The organism is Mycolicibacter sinensis (assembly GCF_001667375.1).
Taxonomy (GTDB): Bacteria; Actinomycetota; Actinomycetes; order Mycobacteriales; family Mycobacteriaceae; genus Mycobacterium; species Mycobacterium sinense_A.
In genome coordinates this window covers 66,251-80,299 of record NZ_LZIN01000075.1, presented here as the reverse complement: position 1 = coordinate 80,299, position 14,049 = coordinate 66,251, and the positions used below count along the sequence as shown (strand labels likewise).

The following is a 14,049-nucleotide window of genomic DNA, read 5'->3' as shown; positions in this document are numbered from 1 at the left end:
TCTGTTCAGGCCGCTGGTGCGGTGTGAACGTCGGTTCCCGCGTCGTCCAGGCTGGTTTCACCGGCACTCGTGGGGTGCTGGTCAGAGCCGTCCTGTCGGCGGGCCTTGGTAGCCCGGCCTCCTGCTTGGGGGTCCGGGGGTCGGTGGTGGTCGTGGTGGGTTTGGCCCCAGCGGGCCAGGTTGGTCGCCGCGTTGAGACGGGTGTCGTCGTGCACGGTGATCTGGCCGATGCCGGGCATGGTGACCGACCGCGGCCGGTCGTTGTCGCCGACGCGGATCGCCGCGGGCTTGCCTTTAGGGTGCTTGTTGCGCAGTCGAAACGACGGCACCGCGGCGGTTTTCTTCTTCAACCGCGGGAACCCCGCCCGGCGGCCGCGGCATTTTGCGGGCCCGGGAGTCAGACCACGCTTTCAATCCCTTGCCACAGTCGACGGCGGCCTCCTCGAACACCTGCTGACAGACCTGCGTGCGCCACGCCAAACCGGTCACCACCCACTCGGCCACTCCGGCGATGTCGACGGTGAACACCCGCCCAGCCGCATCGGTCTTCTTCCAGGCGTTGAAGGCGTTGATCAAGTCGAAACCGGTCCAGGGCACCTTTACACCGGGATCGGTACGACGCTCACTCAGCCTGGTTTTGACGATCCGCAGGCACTGATTGAACGCAAACCGGCATCCCCTCGGCGGCAGTTGTGGACTCGTCATCGGTGAAGGCATCCCCGGCGACTGGGCCGTGCGGCTTCGACGGCGCCAAAAAGGCTGACGGCATCAAACGCCACATCCTCGTCGACACCGTCGCCCTCCCGGTCTCCGCTGTGGTCACCGCCGCGGATGCGCAGGACCGCGCCGCCATCCCGGCTCCGCTGCGCAAGGCAACCAAGATCGCCCCGACCATCGCCCACGTCTGGCGCAACAAGGGCTACACCGCCCAGTTGTTCGACACGCTCTAGACTGACGCGGTGCAATTCGACGTGACCATCGAAATCCCCAAGGGCCAGCGCAACAAGTACGAGGTCGACCACGCCACCGGGCGGGTCAAGCTCGACCGCTACCTGTACACGCCGATGGGCTACCCCGCCGACTACGGCTTCATCGAGGACACTCTCGGCGAGGACAACGACCCGTTGGACGCCATGGTGCTGCTGCCGCAGTCGGTGTTTCCCGGCGTGCTGGTGGAGGCCCGCCCGGTCGGGATGTTCCGGATGACCGACGAGGCCGGCGGCGACGACAAGGTGCTGTGCGTGCCGGCCGGTGACCACCGCTGGGACCACATCTCCGACATCGGTGACGTGCCCGAGCACGAGCTGGACGCGATCAAGCACTTCTTCGTGCACTACAAGGACCTCGAGCCGGGCAAGTTCGTCAAGGCCGCCGACTGGGTGGGCCGCGCCGAGGCCGAAGCCGAGGTCTCCCGGTCGATCGAACGGTTCAAGACCTCGGGTCACTGATCCGGCGGTTCAGCGAGGCTCGACGAAGGAGAGCCGAAGCTGGAACCGCCGCGTTAATCCGACGGCTGCGCGAACACCTGCAGCAGCAGGCCGAGCTGGGCGTCGAACACCGCCCCCGGTTGCGTCAGAGTGTCGGCGCCGTACCCACCGAAGACCTCCAGGCTGATCGCGCCGACCACGGCGGCCCAGAGCAAAAAGCACTTCGCGACGACGGCGTCATCGCCGGCGAAGCCGAATTCCTCCCGAACGCGATCGAAGTCCGACGACACCGGTTGCGCTGCAACGGCATTCACGGACGCGATATATCCGGCGGTGATGCCGTCGAAGACCGCGTCGAAGAACGCCCGCACCACCCGGGTGCCCGGGGCGACGGTGCGTTCAGCCGGCGCGTGGTACCCGGGGACCGGGCTGCCGTACAGCAGTGCCCACCGGGCCGGGTGCGCGAGCGCCCAGTCCCGCACGGCGTGGGCGATGGCGACGATGTCGTCGCGCCACGATGACGACGGCGGCGCCGAGGCGCGGGCGGCGTCGACCGTGTCGGCCAAGTCCGAATAGGCGTCGACCAGCAGCAGGGTGAGCAACTCGTTGCGGCTGGCCACGTAGCGGTAGACCGCCGATGACACCATTCCGACGTCGCGCGCGACGGCGCGCAGTGACAGCCCCGCCGCCCCGTAGCTGAGCAGATGGCGCCGACCGACCTCGATGATCTGCGCTTCGATGCGTTCCCGCGACGCCTGCCGTTTGCCCACTCGGCCGAGTCTGCCAGATTCGCGAGCACTGCTCTTGTTTTTCCCATCCCGCCCTGTCAGGATCACCGTTAAACGAGAGCACCGCTCTCATTACGAAAGGGCAAGAGATGGCGACCCGATACGACCGACCCGGCGCACCGGCCCGGTTCGCCAATGCGGTGATCCGCCGGCTCGCCGAAGCGGGCCTCAGCATCGCCGGCACCCGCGCACTGGCCGTCCGCGGCCGTAAGACCGGCAAGCGCCGCGGCGTCGTGGTCAACGTGCTGACCGTCGACGGCGTCGACTACCTCGTCGCGCCGCGCGGCAACACCGAATGGGTCCGCAACGTGCGGGCCGCCGGCCAGGTGCAGCTCGGCCCGCGCTGGCGCCGCGCAACCACCCGGGTCACCGAAGTCGGCGACGACGACAAACCGGCGCTGCTGCGCGCCTATCTGCAGCGGTGGTATTGGCAGGTCAAGGGGCACATGGCGGGTCTGACGCCGCGGTCCAGCGACGACGACCTGCGTCGTGCGGCGCCCTCGCTGCCGGTCTTCTCACTCGGGTGACGGGCTGGTGGAAGCCCCACGGGTCCGGTACAGGCTCGCCACGGTCGTCAGCACCAGCACCCCGACCACGACCGCCAGACTCGCCGGCGTGGGGATCTCCGGGACGTTGAAGTTCCGGCCGCCGTTGATGAACCACACCTCGTTGGTGCGCAGCGCGTGCAGCACCATCCGTACCCCGATGAACCCCAGGATCAGCGAAAGGCCCTGGGAGAGGTACACGAACCGGTTCAGCAGCTTGCCGAGAATGAAGTAGAGCTGACGCAATCCCATCAAGGCGAACACGTTGGCGGTGAACACCAGGTAGGGCTGGCGGGTCAGCCCGTAGATGGCCGGGATGGAGTCCATCGCGAACACCAGATCGGTGGTGCCCAGCGCCAGCGCCACCAGGAACATCGGGGTGACGGCCCACGCCCCGCTGCGGTCGCGGACGAAGAACCGTACCCCGGCCCAGCGATCGGTGACGTTGAAGTGGGTGCGGGCGAACCTCACCACGACGTTGTTGCCGCCGGCTTTGCCGCCGTGGTCGCCGCCGGTCACACCGTGGTCGCTGTGGCGGAGCAGTTTGATCGCGGTGTAGGCCATGAAGGCGCCGAACAGGTAGAACGTCCAGGACAGCCGTTGCACGGCGACACCGCCCAGCGCGATGAACACCGCCCGAAACGACAGCGCCAGAACGATGCCGACGAACAGCGCCTCCTGCCGGTATTTCTTGGGCACGTTGAAGCTGTTCATGATGATCACGAAGACGAACAGGTTGTCCACCGACAGGCTGTACTCGGTGAGCCAGCCGGCGAAGAACTGCATGCCGTACTTCGCGCCGTGGTGCCACCACACCCAGACGCCGAAGGCCACCGCCAAGCTGACGTAGAACGTCAACCGGGTCGCGACCTCGCGGATCGTCGGCTCATGCACCCGGCGGGCGACCAGGAACAGGTCGAAGCCCAGTACCGCGGCCAGTCCCGCGAACGTGACCATCCATTCCAACAGCGACGGGTCCAAGGTGGGCCTCCGGTCGTTCAGCAGTGTCGAATTGGGGCTTGTGCCACCTTGTGCAGCGGGACGCCCGACCGTACCCCGCAGCCCGCTTAGTATTTTCGCCGTGGTGACCGATATCGGGGGTACCGGCGTCCCCAGTGGCGTGCCCGCCGGCCCCGTCACCCGCGCAAGTGTGGCCCGGGTCGGCACCGCGACGCTGCTCAGCGCATTATGCGGCTACACCGTGCTGTACCTGGCGGCACGCGACCTGGACCCGGCCGGCTTCTCGGTGTTCAGCGTGTTCTGGGGGGCGTTCGGCCTGGTCACCGGGGCTGCCAACGGCCTGCTGCAGGAGACCACCCGCGAGGTCCGGTTCGCCCGGGAGGCCGGGGCGAGCCGCCCGTCGACTCGGCACACCCGGCCGCTGTGGGTGGCCGGGCTGACCGGACTGGTGGCGGCCGGGCTGGTCGCCGCCAGCTCGCCGCTGTGGAGCAGCCATGTTTTCGTCGAGGCCCGCTGGCTGTCGGTGGGGCTGCTGAGTTTCGGGCTGGCCAACTTCGCCGTGCACGCCGCCCTGCTGGGCATGCTGGCCGGCACCAATCGGTGGACCCAGTACGGCGCGTTGATGGTGACCGATGCGGCAATCCGGGTGGCGGTGGCCACCGCGACGTTCGTCATCGGCTGGGGTCTGGTGGGGTTCTTGTGGGCCACCGTCGCGGGCGCGGTGGCTTGGCTGCTGTTGCTGGTCACATCTCCCGCAGCCCGATCGGCGGCACGGCTTTCGACTGCGGTGGGCACCGCGGACTTCCTGCGCGGCGCGGCGCATTCGATCACCGCGGCCGGGGCCAGCGCGATCCTGGTGATGGGTTTTCCGGTGCTGCTGCAGGCCACCTACGGCGAACTGGGCGCCGAGGGCGGCGTGGTGATCCTGGCGGTCACCGTGACCCGCGCGCCGCTGCTGGTGCCGTTGACGGCGTTGCAGGGCAACCTCATTGCACACTTCGTCGACCAGCGCGGACGACGACTGCGCGCGCTGGCCACGCCGGCGGCATCCGTCGCCGTGCTGGGCGCGGTAGGTGCGGTCGCAGCCGGCCTGGCCGGTCCGTGGCTGCTGCGCACGGTCTTCGGCCAGGACTACGACACCGGCGGGTTGCTGCTGGCCGGCCTGACCACCGGGGCGACCGCGATCGCACTGTTGACGCTCACCGGCGCGGCGACCGTGGCCACTGCGCTGCATCGCGCCTACGCGCTGGGCTGGGTCGGCGCGACGGTGGCGTCCACGTTGCTGTTGCTGCTTCCGCTGGACCTGTCGACCCGAACCGTCGTCGCACTGCTGTGCGGGCCGCTGGTGGGAATCGCCGTGCATCTGGCCGCGTTACGCGCGGCCCCCTGAGTGCGGACGTGTATTTTTTAGGCATCGATACCAGGTCAGAGACCCCTCACCCCGACGTCTGGATCATCGTCCCGGCCTTCGGCGAGGCAGCCGTCATCGGCGACGTGATCACCGGAATCCGGTCGGTTTTCGCTGCGGTGGTCTGCGTGGACGACGGCAGCACCGACGACACCGCCGCGATCGCCCGGCGCGCCGGCGCCCACGTCGTGCGTCATCCGGTCAACCTCGGCCAAGGCGCGGCCATCCAGACCGGGGTCGAGTTCGCCCGCCGGCAACCCGGCGCCCGACTGTTCGCCACCTTCGACGCCGACGGTCAGCACCGGGTGGCCGACGTGGTGCGCATGATCGAGCGTCTCGACGGCGCGGACCTCGACATCGTCATCGGCACCCGGTTCGCCGCACCCGAGGCTGCCGCCGCGGTACCGCTTCTCAAACGGCTGGTGCTGCGGGCCGCGGTAGCGCTGAACCCGCGGATCCGCCGGCTGGGGCTCTCCGATGCCCACAACGGCCTGCGGGTGTTCAACCGGCGGGTCGCCGACGGGCTGGACCTCACCATGAACGGGATGAGCCACGCCGGGGAGTTCATCGCGTTGATCGCCGAAAACGGTTGGCGGGTAGGTGAAGAACCGGTCGAAGTGCTCTACACCGACTATTCCAAGGCGAAGGGCCAGCCCCTGCTCAACGGCGTCAACATCCTGTTCGACGGCTTGCTGCGCAAGAGGATGTCGCGATGAACTGGATCAAGGTGTTGCTGATCGCAGCGGTGATGGCACTGTTGATCTACCTGCTGCTGTCCCGGCGGTCCGCCCAGTCGCGGGCCTGGGTGAAAGTGGGATACCTGGTGTTCGTGGTGGCCGGCATCTATGCGGTGCTGCGCCCGGATGACACCACCGTGGTGGCGAACTGGCTCGGGGTGCGCCGCGGCACCGACCTGATGCTTTACGTCCTGATCATCGCGTTCGCCTTCACCACGCTGAGCACCTACATGCGCTTCCGGGACCTGGAACTGCGCTATGCCCGGCTGGCGCGGGTGATAGCGCTGGCGCAGGCCCAGCCGCCGGACCCGCCGCATCGAACCGGCGGTTCAGCAAGGCTCGACGAAGGAGAGCCGAAGCTGGACCCGCCGCATCGAAGCCAGTAATTCGGCGACTCTTGGCCTGCTGGTAACAGAAGATTTGCCCCGTGTCTCGCTGCGGCGGCCACCCTAGGGCTCATGAAGGCGACCGAAATCCTGGCGGATCCGCTGGTCGACGTCACGGCGACGTTATTGACGGCGCCGGCGCGGGAGTTGTACGCGTTGCTCTGGCGTGCCCGGCTGCTCGAGGTGCGGCATCCCGCACCCCAGCGCCCGGCGGCCGAAGTCCGAGAACTTCGGCCGGCCGGATGAAGCGGCTGGGTTTCAGCGCACCAGTTCGAGCTTCGCGGACGTCTTCTTCGCGGCAGCCTTCTTCTTGGCCGCCGCGGCCTTCTTCGCCGGAGCTTTCTTGGCCGCGGTCTTCTTGGCCGCGGTCTTCTTGGCCGCCGGAGCTTTCTTGGCCGGAGTCTTCTTGGCCGCCGCAGCTTTCTGCGCCGGGGCCTTCGTGGCCTCCAGCGCCTTGTTCGGCGTAGCCGCCTCGACCGGGGCCGCTACCAGCCTGGAGTTCTCTTCCCCGGGGCCCGCGAACCGGCTCGCCACGGCCACCGCGGCAGTGGCTGCCGCGGCCGTGCCCAGGGCCTGCGCCCAGCCGATCGGACCGACCGGCGTGCAGCCCAGCAGCTGACTGACACCCGGGGTGCTCACCATCGCAGCGAACGCGGCGAACGAGCCGGCTGCGGTGAGCAGCACCAGCGGCGCCCGCGAATCGACCACGGTCTGGCCCAGTTCGGTGGAGACCAGCGAGATCAGTGCCACCGTAGCGGCCCGCTGCGGCATGCCCGTCACCGAAGCCATCGCCCAGGCGGCGGTGCCCGCGGCCGCGGTGACCCCGCCCCGGAATGCCACCGCACGCCACAGCTTCTTCTCGTCGAGACCGCGTACCGCACCGCCGATCGGGCCCGCCGGCGTGCTGACCGCCACTGCGGTGGCCGGCAATGCGTCGGTCAAGGTGTTCATCAGCAGCAGCTGCCGAGTGTTCAGCGGCGAGTTACCGGTGACCGCTGTGCCGATGACGGAGAAGATCACCTCACCGGCGTTGCCGCCGAGCAGCCCGGAGATCGCCAGCTGGACGCCCTTCCACAGCCGGCGGCCCTCGTCGATCGCGTCGATCAGCGACCCGATCTTGCCTTCGGTCAGCACCACGTCGGCGGTGGTGTGCGCCGAGTCGCTGCCGTGCGCCACCACACCGAGTCCCACGGTGGCGGCCCGGATGGCGGCGGCGTCGTTGGCGCCGTCACCCACCATCGCCGACACCCGCCCGGCGCGCTCCAGCGTCTGGACGATCTGCACCTTGTTCTCCGGGGACATCCGGGCGAAGATCACCCGCTCGCAGACCACCCGCTCTTGTTCCTTGCGGTTCAACGCATTCCACTCCGAGCCGGTGATGACCTGCTCGGCGTCGACGGTGACACCCATCTCGGCGGCGATCGCGGTCGCCGTGATCGGGTGGTCGCCGGTGATCATCCGGATGTCCACCCCGCGGGCGGTGAGATCGGCCAGCAGCTGCGGCGCGTCGGCCCGGGGGGTGTCGGCCAGACCGAGGAACCCGATCAGCGTCAGCCCCGAGCCGGCCATCTCGACGATCCGGTCGGAATCCTGCGACACCAAGCGCACCTGCGCGGCGGTCAGCGTGCCCTGCGCCACCGCGATCACCCGCAGACCCTGGGCGGCCATCGCGGTCACCTGCTGTTCCTCGGCCTCACCGGCGTTCTTGCAGGCCGGCAGCACTATTTCCGGTGCACCCTTGACCAGCAGCTCCGACCCCAGCACCGACGCCGAGAACGCCCGGCCCGACCGGAACGGCAGGTGCGCGTCGGGCTCGATCCACGCGCGGGCGCCGGGCGCGGCGACCGCGCCCTCGACGATGGCCTGGTCGGTGGCGTGCGCATGCGCCGCGCCTTCGGGCGCCGGCGCCGCCTGAGCGGCGGTGCCGAGCACGTCGTCGGCGGAGTGTCCGCGCAGCGGGCGCACCGTGGTGACCCGCAGCCGGTTCTCGGACAGCGTCCCGGTCTTGTCGAAGCAGACCACGTCGACCCGGCCGAGCGCCTCCACCGAGCGTGGGATGCGCACCAGCGCACCGGATTTGCTCAGCCGCTGCGACGACGCGTGCTGGGCCAGGGTTGCCATCAGCGGCATCCCCTCCGGTACCGCGGCGATCGCCACCGCGATCGCATTGCCGAGCGCCGCCCGCAGCCCGCCCTGACGCAGCAGGCCCAGCGCTCCGACCGCCACACCGCCGGCAGCGCTGTACGGGAAGGTCCGGTACATCAGCTGCGAAAGGTGATGCTGCAGACCAACTTCGGGCAGCTCACCGGAGGCCAGTTCGGAGGCCCGGCGGGTCTGGGTGTCGGCGCCCACCGCGGTCACCATGGCCAGCGCCTTCCCGGCGATCACGGTGGAGCCCGCATAGAGCATGGAGCTGCGCTCGGCCAGTTCGGCGCCCGGGGTGGGTTCGAGTTGTTTGCCGACCGACAGCGATTCGCCGGTCAGCGACGACTCGTCGACCTCGACGTCGGTCTCCTCGATCAGGCGGGCGTCGGCGGGCACCACCTCGTTGCTGCGCACCTCGATCAAGTCACCGGGCAGCAGTTGCTCGGCGACGATCTCGCGGTACTCCCGGGCGCCGTCGGCACCGGTCAGCACGACCCGCGCCGGCGGGGCCTGCTGCGCCAGCAGGATGTTCAGCCGGTTCTCGGCCCGCAGTCGCTGATAAGCCGCCAGCATGGCGTTGCCGGTGAGCACCGTCCCCACCATGACGGCGTCGATCGGCGAACCCAACATGGCCGTCGCCGCCGAGCACAGCGCAAGGATCGGGGTCATCGGGTCGGACAGTTCGGCGCGGACGGCGTGCAGGAACGGCCAGAACATGCCCTGCGACACCGTCTCGGCCGGCGCCCGCTCGGCCAGTGGTGTCAGCTGCTCCGGGGTCAGCAATTCTCGCACCTGCTCGATCGACATGGCGTGCCACTCGTAGGCCGGTGCCGGCTGCGGTGCGCGAGCCCGCAGCGTGCGGCGGGCCAGCAGGTAACCCGACAGCATCCCGGCGCCCGCGCCGATGGTCACCGGTCCGGGGCCGCGGCCCTGGCCAGACCCGAGACCGGGGATCGTCGCCCGGACCCCGCGCACCAGCAGCAGCCCGGCGATCGTGGAGGCGCCGATCGAGATCGCGACACCGCGCTCGCTGGCCTCGCGCGCAGCCGGCAGTGCGCGCAGCACTTGCCAGGCGCCGGCCAGGTCGGCCAGCAGCAGGTCTGCGTAAAACGGCGGTGCGGTGTCGGCGTCGGCCTCCGGCATGACGCCCAGGCCCACGTCCGCCGATGCCAAGGCCTGCGCCGCGACACTGGACAGCACCGCCACGGTGCGGCCGGCCTGCTGCAGCTCGGTCACGGCCGTGGCCAGGGCCGCGTCGATATCCTGGTCGGCGGGCCGCGCATGCACGTCGTCGAAGCCGGGGCGCAGCTCGCCCAGGATGTCGGTGTCCACCGTGACCAGTTCGGCTCCGGAGGCGCGCGCCTCGAGCACCACCGCCGAGGCCAGCGCGTGGTGCGCGGGCAGGATCAGCGCCTCCACCGGGTCCTTGCGACCCGAACTCCGTGCGTTCATGCGCGGTACCCGGTGCCAGCCCGGACGCAGCCCGGGCTTGTCGAGCAGGCTCTGCGCGTGGCGCCAGGCCAGTGGCAGTTCATGCTCACCGGCGCCGCGGATCTGCACCACCCGCCGTTGTTCGCCGGCCAGCACCCGCGGGTCGATGAGCACGGTGTCGACCTTGTCGAGGCGGCGCAGGCTGTCCGGCCGCAGCGGTAGCACGCCGTGCTGGTCCGCCAGGCCCTGGCCCAGGGTCGCGGCGAAGGACTCGCAGCTGGTGCGAACCGCTTTCGGGGAGGCCGCCAGGATCGCATTCGAGGTCATGTCCAGGTTGCGGGTCAGCGCCCCCACCACTCCGGCCCCGACCACCTGCGCCAGCGCCGTCCGTTTCAGGTGGCGTTCCACCGCGCCGTCCGGACGCGGGACCGGACGCGCAGTGGTGTAGACGTCGGGGTGCTCGGCGTAGCGGGCCAGTTCCGGCTCATAGCGGTTCCACGCCACCGCGCCGGCGCGGGACTCGGCGGCTTTGAGTCCCTCCACCATCAGGTCCACCGCCAGAATCGCCGGCGACATGGTGATGACGTGCGACCCGAGCGAGGCCAGTGAGAGCACGGTGTCGGTTTTGGCGCGCCCGATCCGGCTTTCCAGCGCGTCGCGGACCAGCGGCTGATAGCGGGCCACCGACGCTGCGGCGTCGAAGATCTTGGGCGCGGCCGGCCAGCGCAGCACGCTGCCCGCCGTCGCGATCGCCAGCCCGAGCGCGTTGGCGCCGACCATCGCGCCCTTGGCGGCCAACAACAGCCCGTCGCCCGGCAGCGCAGCACCGTCGGTTGCGCTGAGCTCGGCCGCTTTTTCGACGCTTTCGACCGCGGCGCACAGGTCGGCCAGCGACGTGGCCTCGCTTTTTTCGAAGTCGATTTCGACGACCACCCGGGACAGCGGGCGGTTCAGCCGCACCGAGGTGACGCCGGGCCGGTCCCGCAGGGCTTCGAGCACCGCGGGGCCGAGGTCGGGGCCGTCGCCGTCGAGCCCGCGGACTTCGATCCAGGCCCGCCCGGCACCGCGCCAGCTGCGCCGGCGGGTCAGGTCGGAGCGCTCACCGGCCAGGATTTTGGCGCCTTCGCGCAGCGGGATGGCAGCCAGGTCCAGGCTTGCCGATGCCACCGTGCCGACGGCGTCCAGACCGAAGCGTCCGATCGAGAACACGTCCATGGATTACCTCCAGCGTCTGTGATGCGCTGGAGGTCTCTTCCGCCGGTCACCGGCCCGCAGCACCGGTCGTCCGATGACGGGCGACGAGTTGACGACACTGCAGCGAAGGAATACTCCCCTCCGTCGAGGAAGTATGCCACAGAAGTTCAGGCCGACTTCACCTGCCGAAAATAGGCGACCGTGCGTGCCACCCCGTCGGCCAGCGCGACCTGCGGTTGCCAGCCCAGCACCTCACGCGCCCGGTCGATGTTCAGACAGGACCGCTTCAGGTCGCCCAGCCGCGGCGGGTGGAACTCCGGGTCATCGGGTGCGCCGACCGCGGCAGCTACCGCCGAATGCAGTTGCCGGTCCGAGGTTTCCACCCCGGTCCCGACGTTGAACCGCTGCCCGTCGCCTACCGGGCCGGCCGCCCGCACGAAGGCGTCCACCACGTCGTCGACGAACACGTAGTCGCGGGTGTTGGATCCGTCCCCGAACACCTTGGTGGGGCTGCCTTTCAGCAGGGCCTGGGCGAAGATCGCCACCACGCCGGCCTCGCCGTGCGGGTCCTGTCGAGGGCCGTAGACGTTGGCCGGCGCGATATGTGAACACTGCAGCCCGTAGAGGTGCCGGAAGGTGTTGAGGTAGATCTCACCGGCTACCTTGCCGGCGGCATACGGCGAAGCCGGATCGGTCGGGTCGTCCTCGCGGGTTGGATAGCGCGGCGGGGTCCCGTAGATCGACCCGCCCGAGGAGGTGTGCACGATCTTGCGCACGCCCGCGGCGCGGGCCGCCTCGGCGAGCCGAACGGTCCCGACCACGTTGACCGAGGCGTCGTGCTGTGGGTCAGCCACCGAATGGCGCACGTCGATCTGGGCGGCCAGATGGAAGATCACCTCCGGGCGAGAACGCGCCAGCACCTCGCCCAGGTCGGCGGTGACGATGTCGGCCTCGACGAAGCTGAAGTCGGCGTCTCCGGTCAGGTGCTCGATGTTGGTGGCCCGCCCGGTCGCGAAATTGTCCAGTCCGACGACCGGATGCCCGTCCGCCCGCAGGCGGTCGACCAGCGTTGATCCGATGAACCCGGCTGCTCCGGTGACCAGTGCTCGCACCGGGCCACCATACCGACAGGTAAGAAAGACGGATGCGCACCCGGATGGCCGCCCTGCCCTGGGTCTGCTGGGCGGCGGTGGCGCTGATCGCCGCGCAGCTGGTGGTCCGGGCGGTGGTGGCGTTCGGCGGATACTTCTACTGGGACGACCTGATCCTGATCGGTCGGGCCGGCACCCACGATCTGCTGTCACCGGCATATCTGTTCGACGATCACGACGGTCACGTGATGCCGGGGGCGTACCTGGTCGCCGGTGCGCTGAGCCGGGCGTGGCCGTTGCAGTGGGCGGCAGCGGCGGCCAGCCTGGTGGTGCTGCAACTACTGGCGTCGGGTGCGCTGCTGCGGGCGCTGTGGGTGATTTTGGGCTGGCGCCCGGTGCTGCTGGTGCCGCTGATCTTCGCGCTGTTCTGCCCGCTGGGTCTGCCGGCATTCGCATGGTGGGCGGCGGCGTTGAACTCCTTGCCCATGCTGGCGGCGCTGGCCTGGGTGTGCGCCGACGCGATCCTGTTGGCGCGCAGCGGGAATCGGCGCTACGCGCTCACCGGCACGCTGGCCTATGCGGGTGGCCTGCTGTTCTTCGAGAAGGCCGCGGTGATCCCGTTCGTGGCGTTCAGTGTGGCGGCACTGCTGCGCTACGTGGCCGGTGAACGGAGTGCGATCGCGCAGGCATGGCGGGCGGGGACCCGGCTGTGGATGGCGACGCTGGCGGTGACCGGTGGCTGGATCGCAGTCTACCTGACGGTGGTCAACCAGAAGCGCTGGAGCTTCGATCTGGACATGACCCGCGAGTTGCTCCTGCGCTCGATCACCCACGGCATCATTCCGAGCCTGGCCGGTGGCCCGTGGACGTGGGCACGCTGGGCGCCGGCCTCGCCGTGGGCCCTGCCGGGCACGGTGGTGATGACGCTGGGCTGGCTGGTGCTGGCGGGCCTGCTGGCGGTGTCGCTGGCGCGCAAGCATCGGCTGGCACCGGTGTGGCTGGCCGCGCTCGGCTACGCCGCGGCCTGCCAGGTCCCGATCTACCTGATGCGGTCCTCGGCGTTCACCGCGCTGGAACTGGCCCAGACCCTGCGCTACCTGGCCGATCTGGTGGTGGTGCTGGCGGTCCTGGGCGCCGTCGGATTGTGTGCGCCCAACCGGGAGTCATCCCGGTGGCTGGACGCCTCGCCGTTGCGCACCGTGGCGGTGACCGGCCTGGCGGTGGCCTTCACCGCCAGCAGCCTGTACTCGACGGTGACGTTCCTGGCTCGCTGGCGCGACGACCCGGCCCGGGCGTATCTGGCCAACGCCCGCCATGCGCTGTCCGCGGCGCGCGCCGACTCCGATGCGCCGCTGCTCGATCAGGAGGTCGACCCGCTGGTGCTGCAGCGGGTCGTCTACCCGGAGAACCTGGCCAGTCACCTCTTCGCGCTGGTTCGTGACCGGCCGGAATTTGCTTCGGCGACAACGCGGTTGCGGATGCTCACCAGCATCGGCATGCTGACCGACGCGCAGGTGACCTGGGTTCGGTCCATCGTGGCCGGGCCGGTGCCCCGCTGCGGCTATCTGGTACAGCCGGACCTGCCGGCCACGCTGGGACTCGACGGTCCACTGCTGCCGGCCGACTGGACGGCCGAGATCAACTACTTGGCCAACGTCGACGGTGCGATGACGCTGGCGCTGTCCGACGGACCCGATGTGCGGGTCAAGGTGCATCCGGGACTCAACCGGGTCTACGTGCGGCTTCCCGGCGCCGGCTCCAGTGTCACTGCCCGCGCCGACACCGCGGCACTGTCGGTGTGTATCGCCGCGGGTCCGGTGGGGTACGTCGCGCCACGGTAAGACCCTCGAACAGGCGCACATATGCGTTTCGTATGAGTCTCGGCTCTCAAGTTGCCCGGCCGGCCCGGCCGAAAATAGCTTCGGATATCGGCGATT

Annotated in this window: 14 protein-coding genes; 8 read left to right on the top strand and 6 right to left on the bottom strand. The window is 69.7% G+C overall.

Features of this window, described 5'->3' with window-relative positions:
* Nucleotides 1-5 precede the first annotated feature (5 nt).
* A complete protein-coding gene (locus tag A5771_RS15315) occupies nucleotides 6-350 on the bottom strand; it encodes a hypothetical protein (protein WP_131808920.1) in 345 nt (114 codons plus the stop codon).
* Entirely contained in the window at nucleotides 295-576 is a 282-nt protein-coding gene (locus A5771_RS15310; protein ID WP_131808919.1) for a hypothetical protein, read from the bottom strand. Before A5771_RS15310 ends, A5771_RS15315 begins: the two co-directional genes overlap by 56 nt.
* A 98-nt stretch (nucleotides 577-674) precedes the next feature.
* Between A5771_RS15310 and A5771_RS15305 the strand changes: the two genes are divergently transcribed.
* Nucleotides 675-950, top strand: a complete 276-nt coding sequence (locus A5771_RS15305; RefSeq protein WP_082947247.1) for a transposase — start codon at nucleotides 675-677, stop codon at nucleotides 948-950.
* 9 nt (nucleotides 951-959) lie between these two features.
* Nucleotides 960-1,448, top strand: coding sequence for an inorganic diphosphatase (locus A5771_RS15300; protein WP_064856045.1), 489 nt, complete (start codon nucleotides 960-962; stop codon nucleotides 1,446-1,448).
* 53 nt (nucleotides 1,449-1,501) lie between these two features.
* On the opposite strand, the gene A5771_RS15295 is transcribed toward A5771_RS15300, so the two are convergent.
* Nucleotides 1,502-2,197, bottom strand: coding sequence for a TetR/AcrR family transcriptional regulator (locus tag A5771_RS15295; protein WP_064856044.1), 696 nt, complete (start codon nucleotides 2,195-2,197; stop codon nucleotides 1,502-1,504).
* Between the two features lie 107 nt (nucleotides 2,198-2,304).
* Between A5771_RS15295 and A5771_RS15290 the strand changes: the two genes are divergently transcribed.
* Nucleotides 2,305-2,742 carry a nitroreductase/quinone reductase family protein gene (locus A5771_RS15290; RefSeq protein ID WP_064856043.1) on the top strand — a complete coding sequence of 146 codons (438 nt, stop codon included), beginning with the start codon at nucleotides 2,305-2,307 and terminating at the stop codon, nucleotides 2,740-2,742.
* On the opposite strand, the gene A5771_RS15285 is transcribed toward A5771_RS15290, so the two are convergent.
* The gene (locus A5771_RS15285; protein WP_109401157.1) at nucleotides 2,731-3,741 is read right to left on the bottom strand and encodes a TerC/Alx family metal homeostasis membrane protein; all 1,011 of its coding nucleotides are present in this window, start codon (nucleotides 3,739-3,741) and stop codon (nucleotides 2,731-2,733) included. The genes A5771_RS15290 and A5771_RS15285 overlap by 12 nt on opposite strands.
* 103 nt (nucleotides 3,742-3,844) lie before the next feature.
* On the opposite strand from A5771_RS15285, the gene A5771_RS15280 reads away from it, so the two are divergent.
* From A5771_RS15280 to A5771_RS23420, 4 genes are all read left to right on the top strand, one after another.
* Nucleotides 3,845-5,110: a hypothetical protein gene (locus tag A5771_RS15280; protein ID WP_064856222.1), complete on the top strand. Its 1,266-nt coding sequence runs from the start codon at nucleotides 3,845-3,847 to the stop codon at nucleotides 5,108-5,110.
* Nucleotides 5,111-5,118: 8 nt separating this feature from the next.
* A complete protein-coding gene (locus A5771_RS15275) occupies nucleotides 5,119-5,844 on the top strand; it encodes a glycosyltransferase family 2 protein (RefSeq protein WP_064856042.1) in 726 nt (241 codons plus the stop codon).
* A complete protein-coding gene (locus A5771_RS15270) occupies nucleotides 5,841-6,251 on the top strand; it encodes a DUF2304 domain-containing protein (protein WP_064856041.1) in 411 nt (136 codons plus the stop codon). Before A5771_RS15275 ends, A5771_RS15270 begins: the two co-directional genes overlap by 4 nt.
* 72 nt (nucleotides 6,252-6,323) lie before the next feature.
* A complete protein-coding gene (locus A5771_RS23420; RefSeq protein WP_165606141.1) occupies nucleotides 6,324-6,497 on the top strand; it encodes an Rv1535 domain-containing protein in 174 nt (57 codons plus the stop codon).
* Nucleotides 6,498-6,509: 12 nt separating this feature from the next.
* Here A5771_RS23420 and A5771_RS15265 read toward each other — a convergent pair whose 3' ends face one another.
* Both A5771_RS15265 and A5771_RS15260 read right to left on the bottom strand, forming a co-directional pair.
* Complete coding sequence (locus tag A5771_RS15265; RefSeq protein ID WP_064856040.1) at nucleotides 6,510-11,042, bottom strand: HAD-IC family P-type ATPase; 4,533 nt, start codon at nucleotides 11,040-11,042, stop codon at nucleotides 6,510-6,512.
* A gap of 146 nt (nucleotides 11,043-11,188) precedes the next feature.
* Entirely contained in the window at nucleotides 11,189-12,133 is a 945-nt protein-coding gene (locus A5771_RS15260) for an NAD-dependent epimerase/dehydratase family protein (protein ID WP_064856039.1), read from the bottom strand.
* 44 nt (nucleotides 12,134-12,177) lie between these two features.
* Here A5771_RS15260 and A5771_RS15255 point away from each other — a divergent pair, with 44 nt between their 5' ends.
* Nucleotides 12,178-13,953, top strand: a complete 1,776-nt coding sequence (locus A5771_RS15255; RefSeq protein WP_064856221.1) for a hypothetical protein — start codon at nucleotides 12,178-12,180, stop codon at nucleotides 13,951-13,953.
* The last annotated feature ends 96 nt before the right edge of the window (nucleotides 13,954-14,049 follow it).

Excerpts from the sequence above, each read along its gene's own strand:
- A5771_RS15290 (WP_064856043.1), top strand. The coding sequence starts at position 2,305 with ATGGCGACCCGATACGACCGACCCGGCGCACCGGCCCGGTTCGCCAAT.
- A5771_RS15270 (WP_064856041.1), top strand. The coding sequence starts at position 5,841 with ATGAACTGGATCAAGGTGTTGCTGATCGCAGCGGTGATGGCACTGTTG.
- A5771_RS23420 (WP_165606141.1), top strand. The coding sequence starts at position 6,324 with ATGAAGGCGACCGAAATCCTGGCGGATCCGCTGGTCGACGTCACGGCG.
- A5771_RS15265 (WP_064856040.1), bottom strand. The coding sequence starts at position 11,042 with ATGGACGTGTTCTCGATCGGACGCTTCGGTCTGGACGCCGTCGGCACG.
- A5771_RS15255 (WP_064856221.1), top strand. The coding sequence starts at position 12,178 with ATGGCCGCCCTGCCCTGGGTCTGCTGGGCGGCGGTGGCGCTGATCGCC.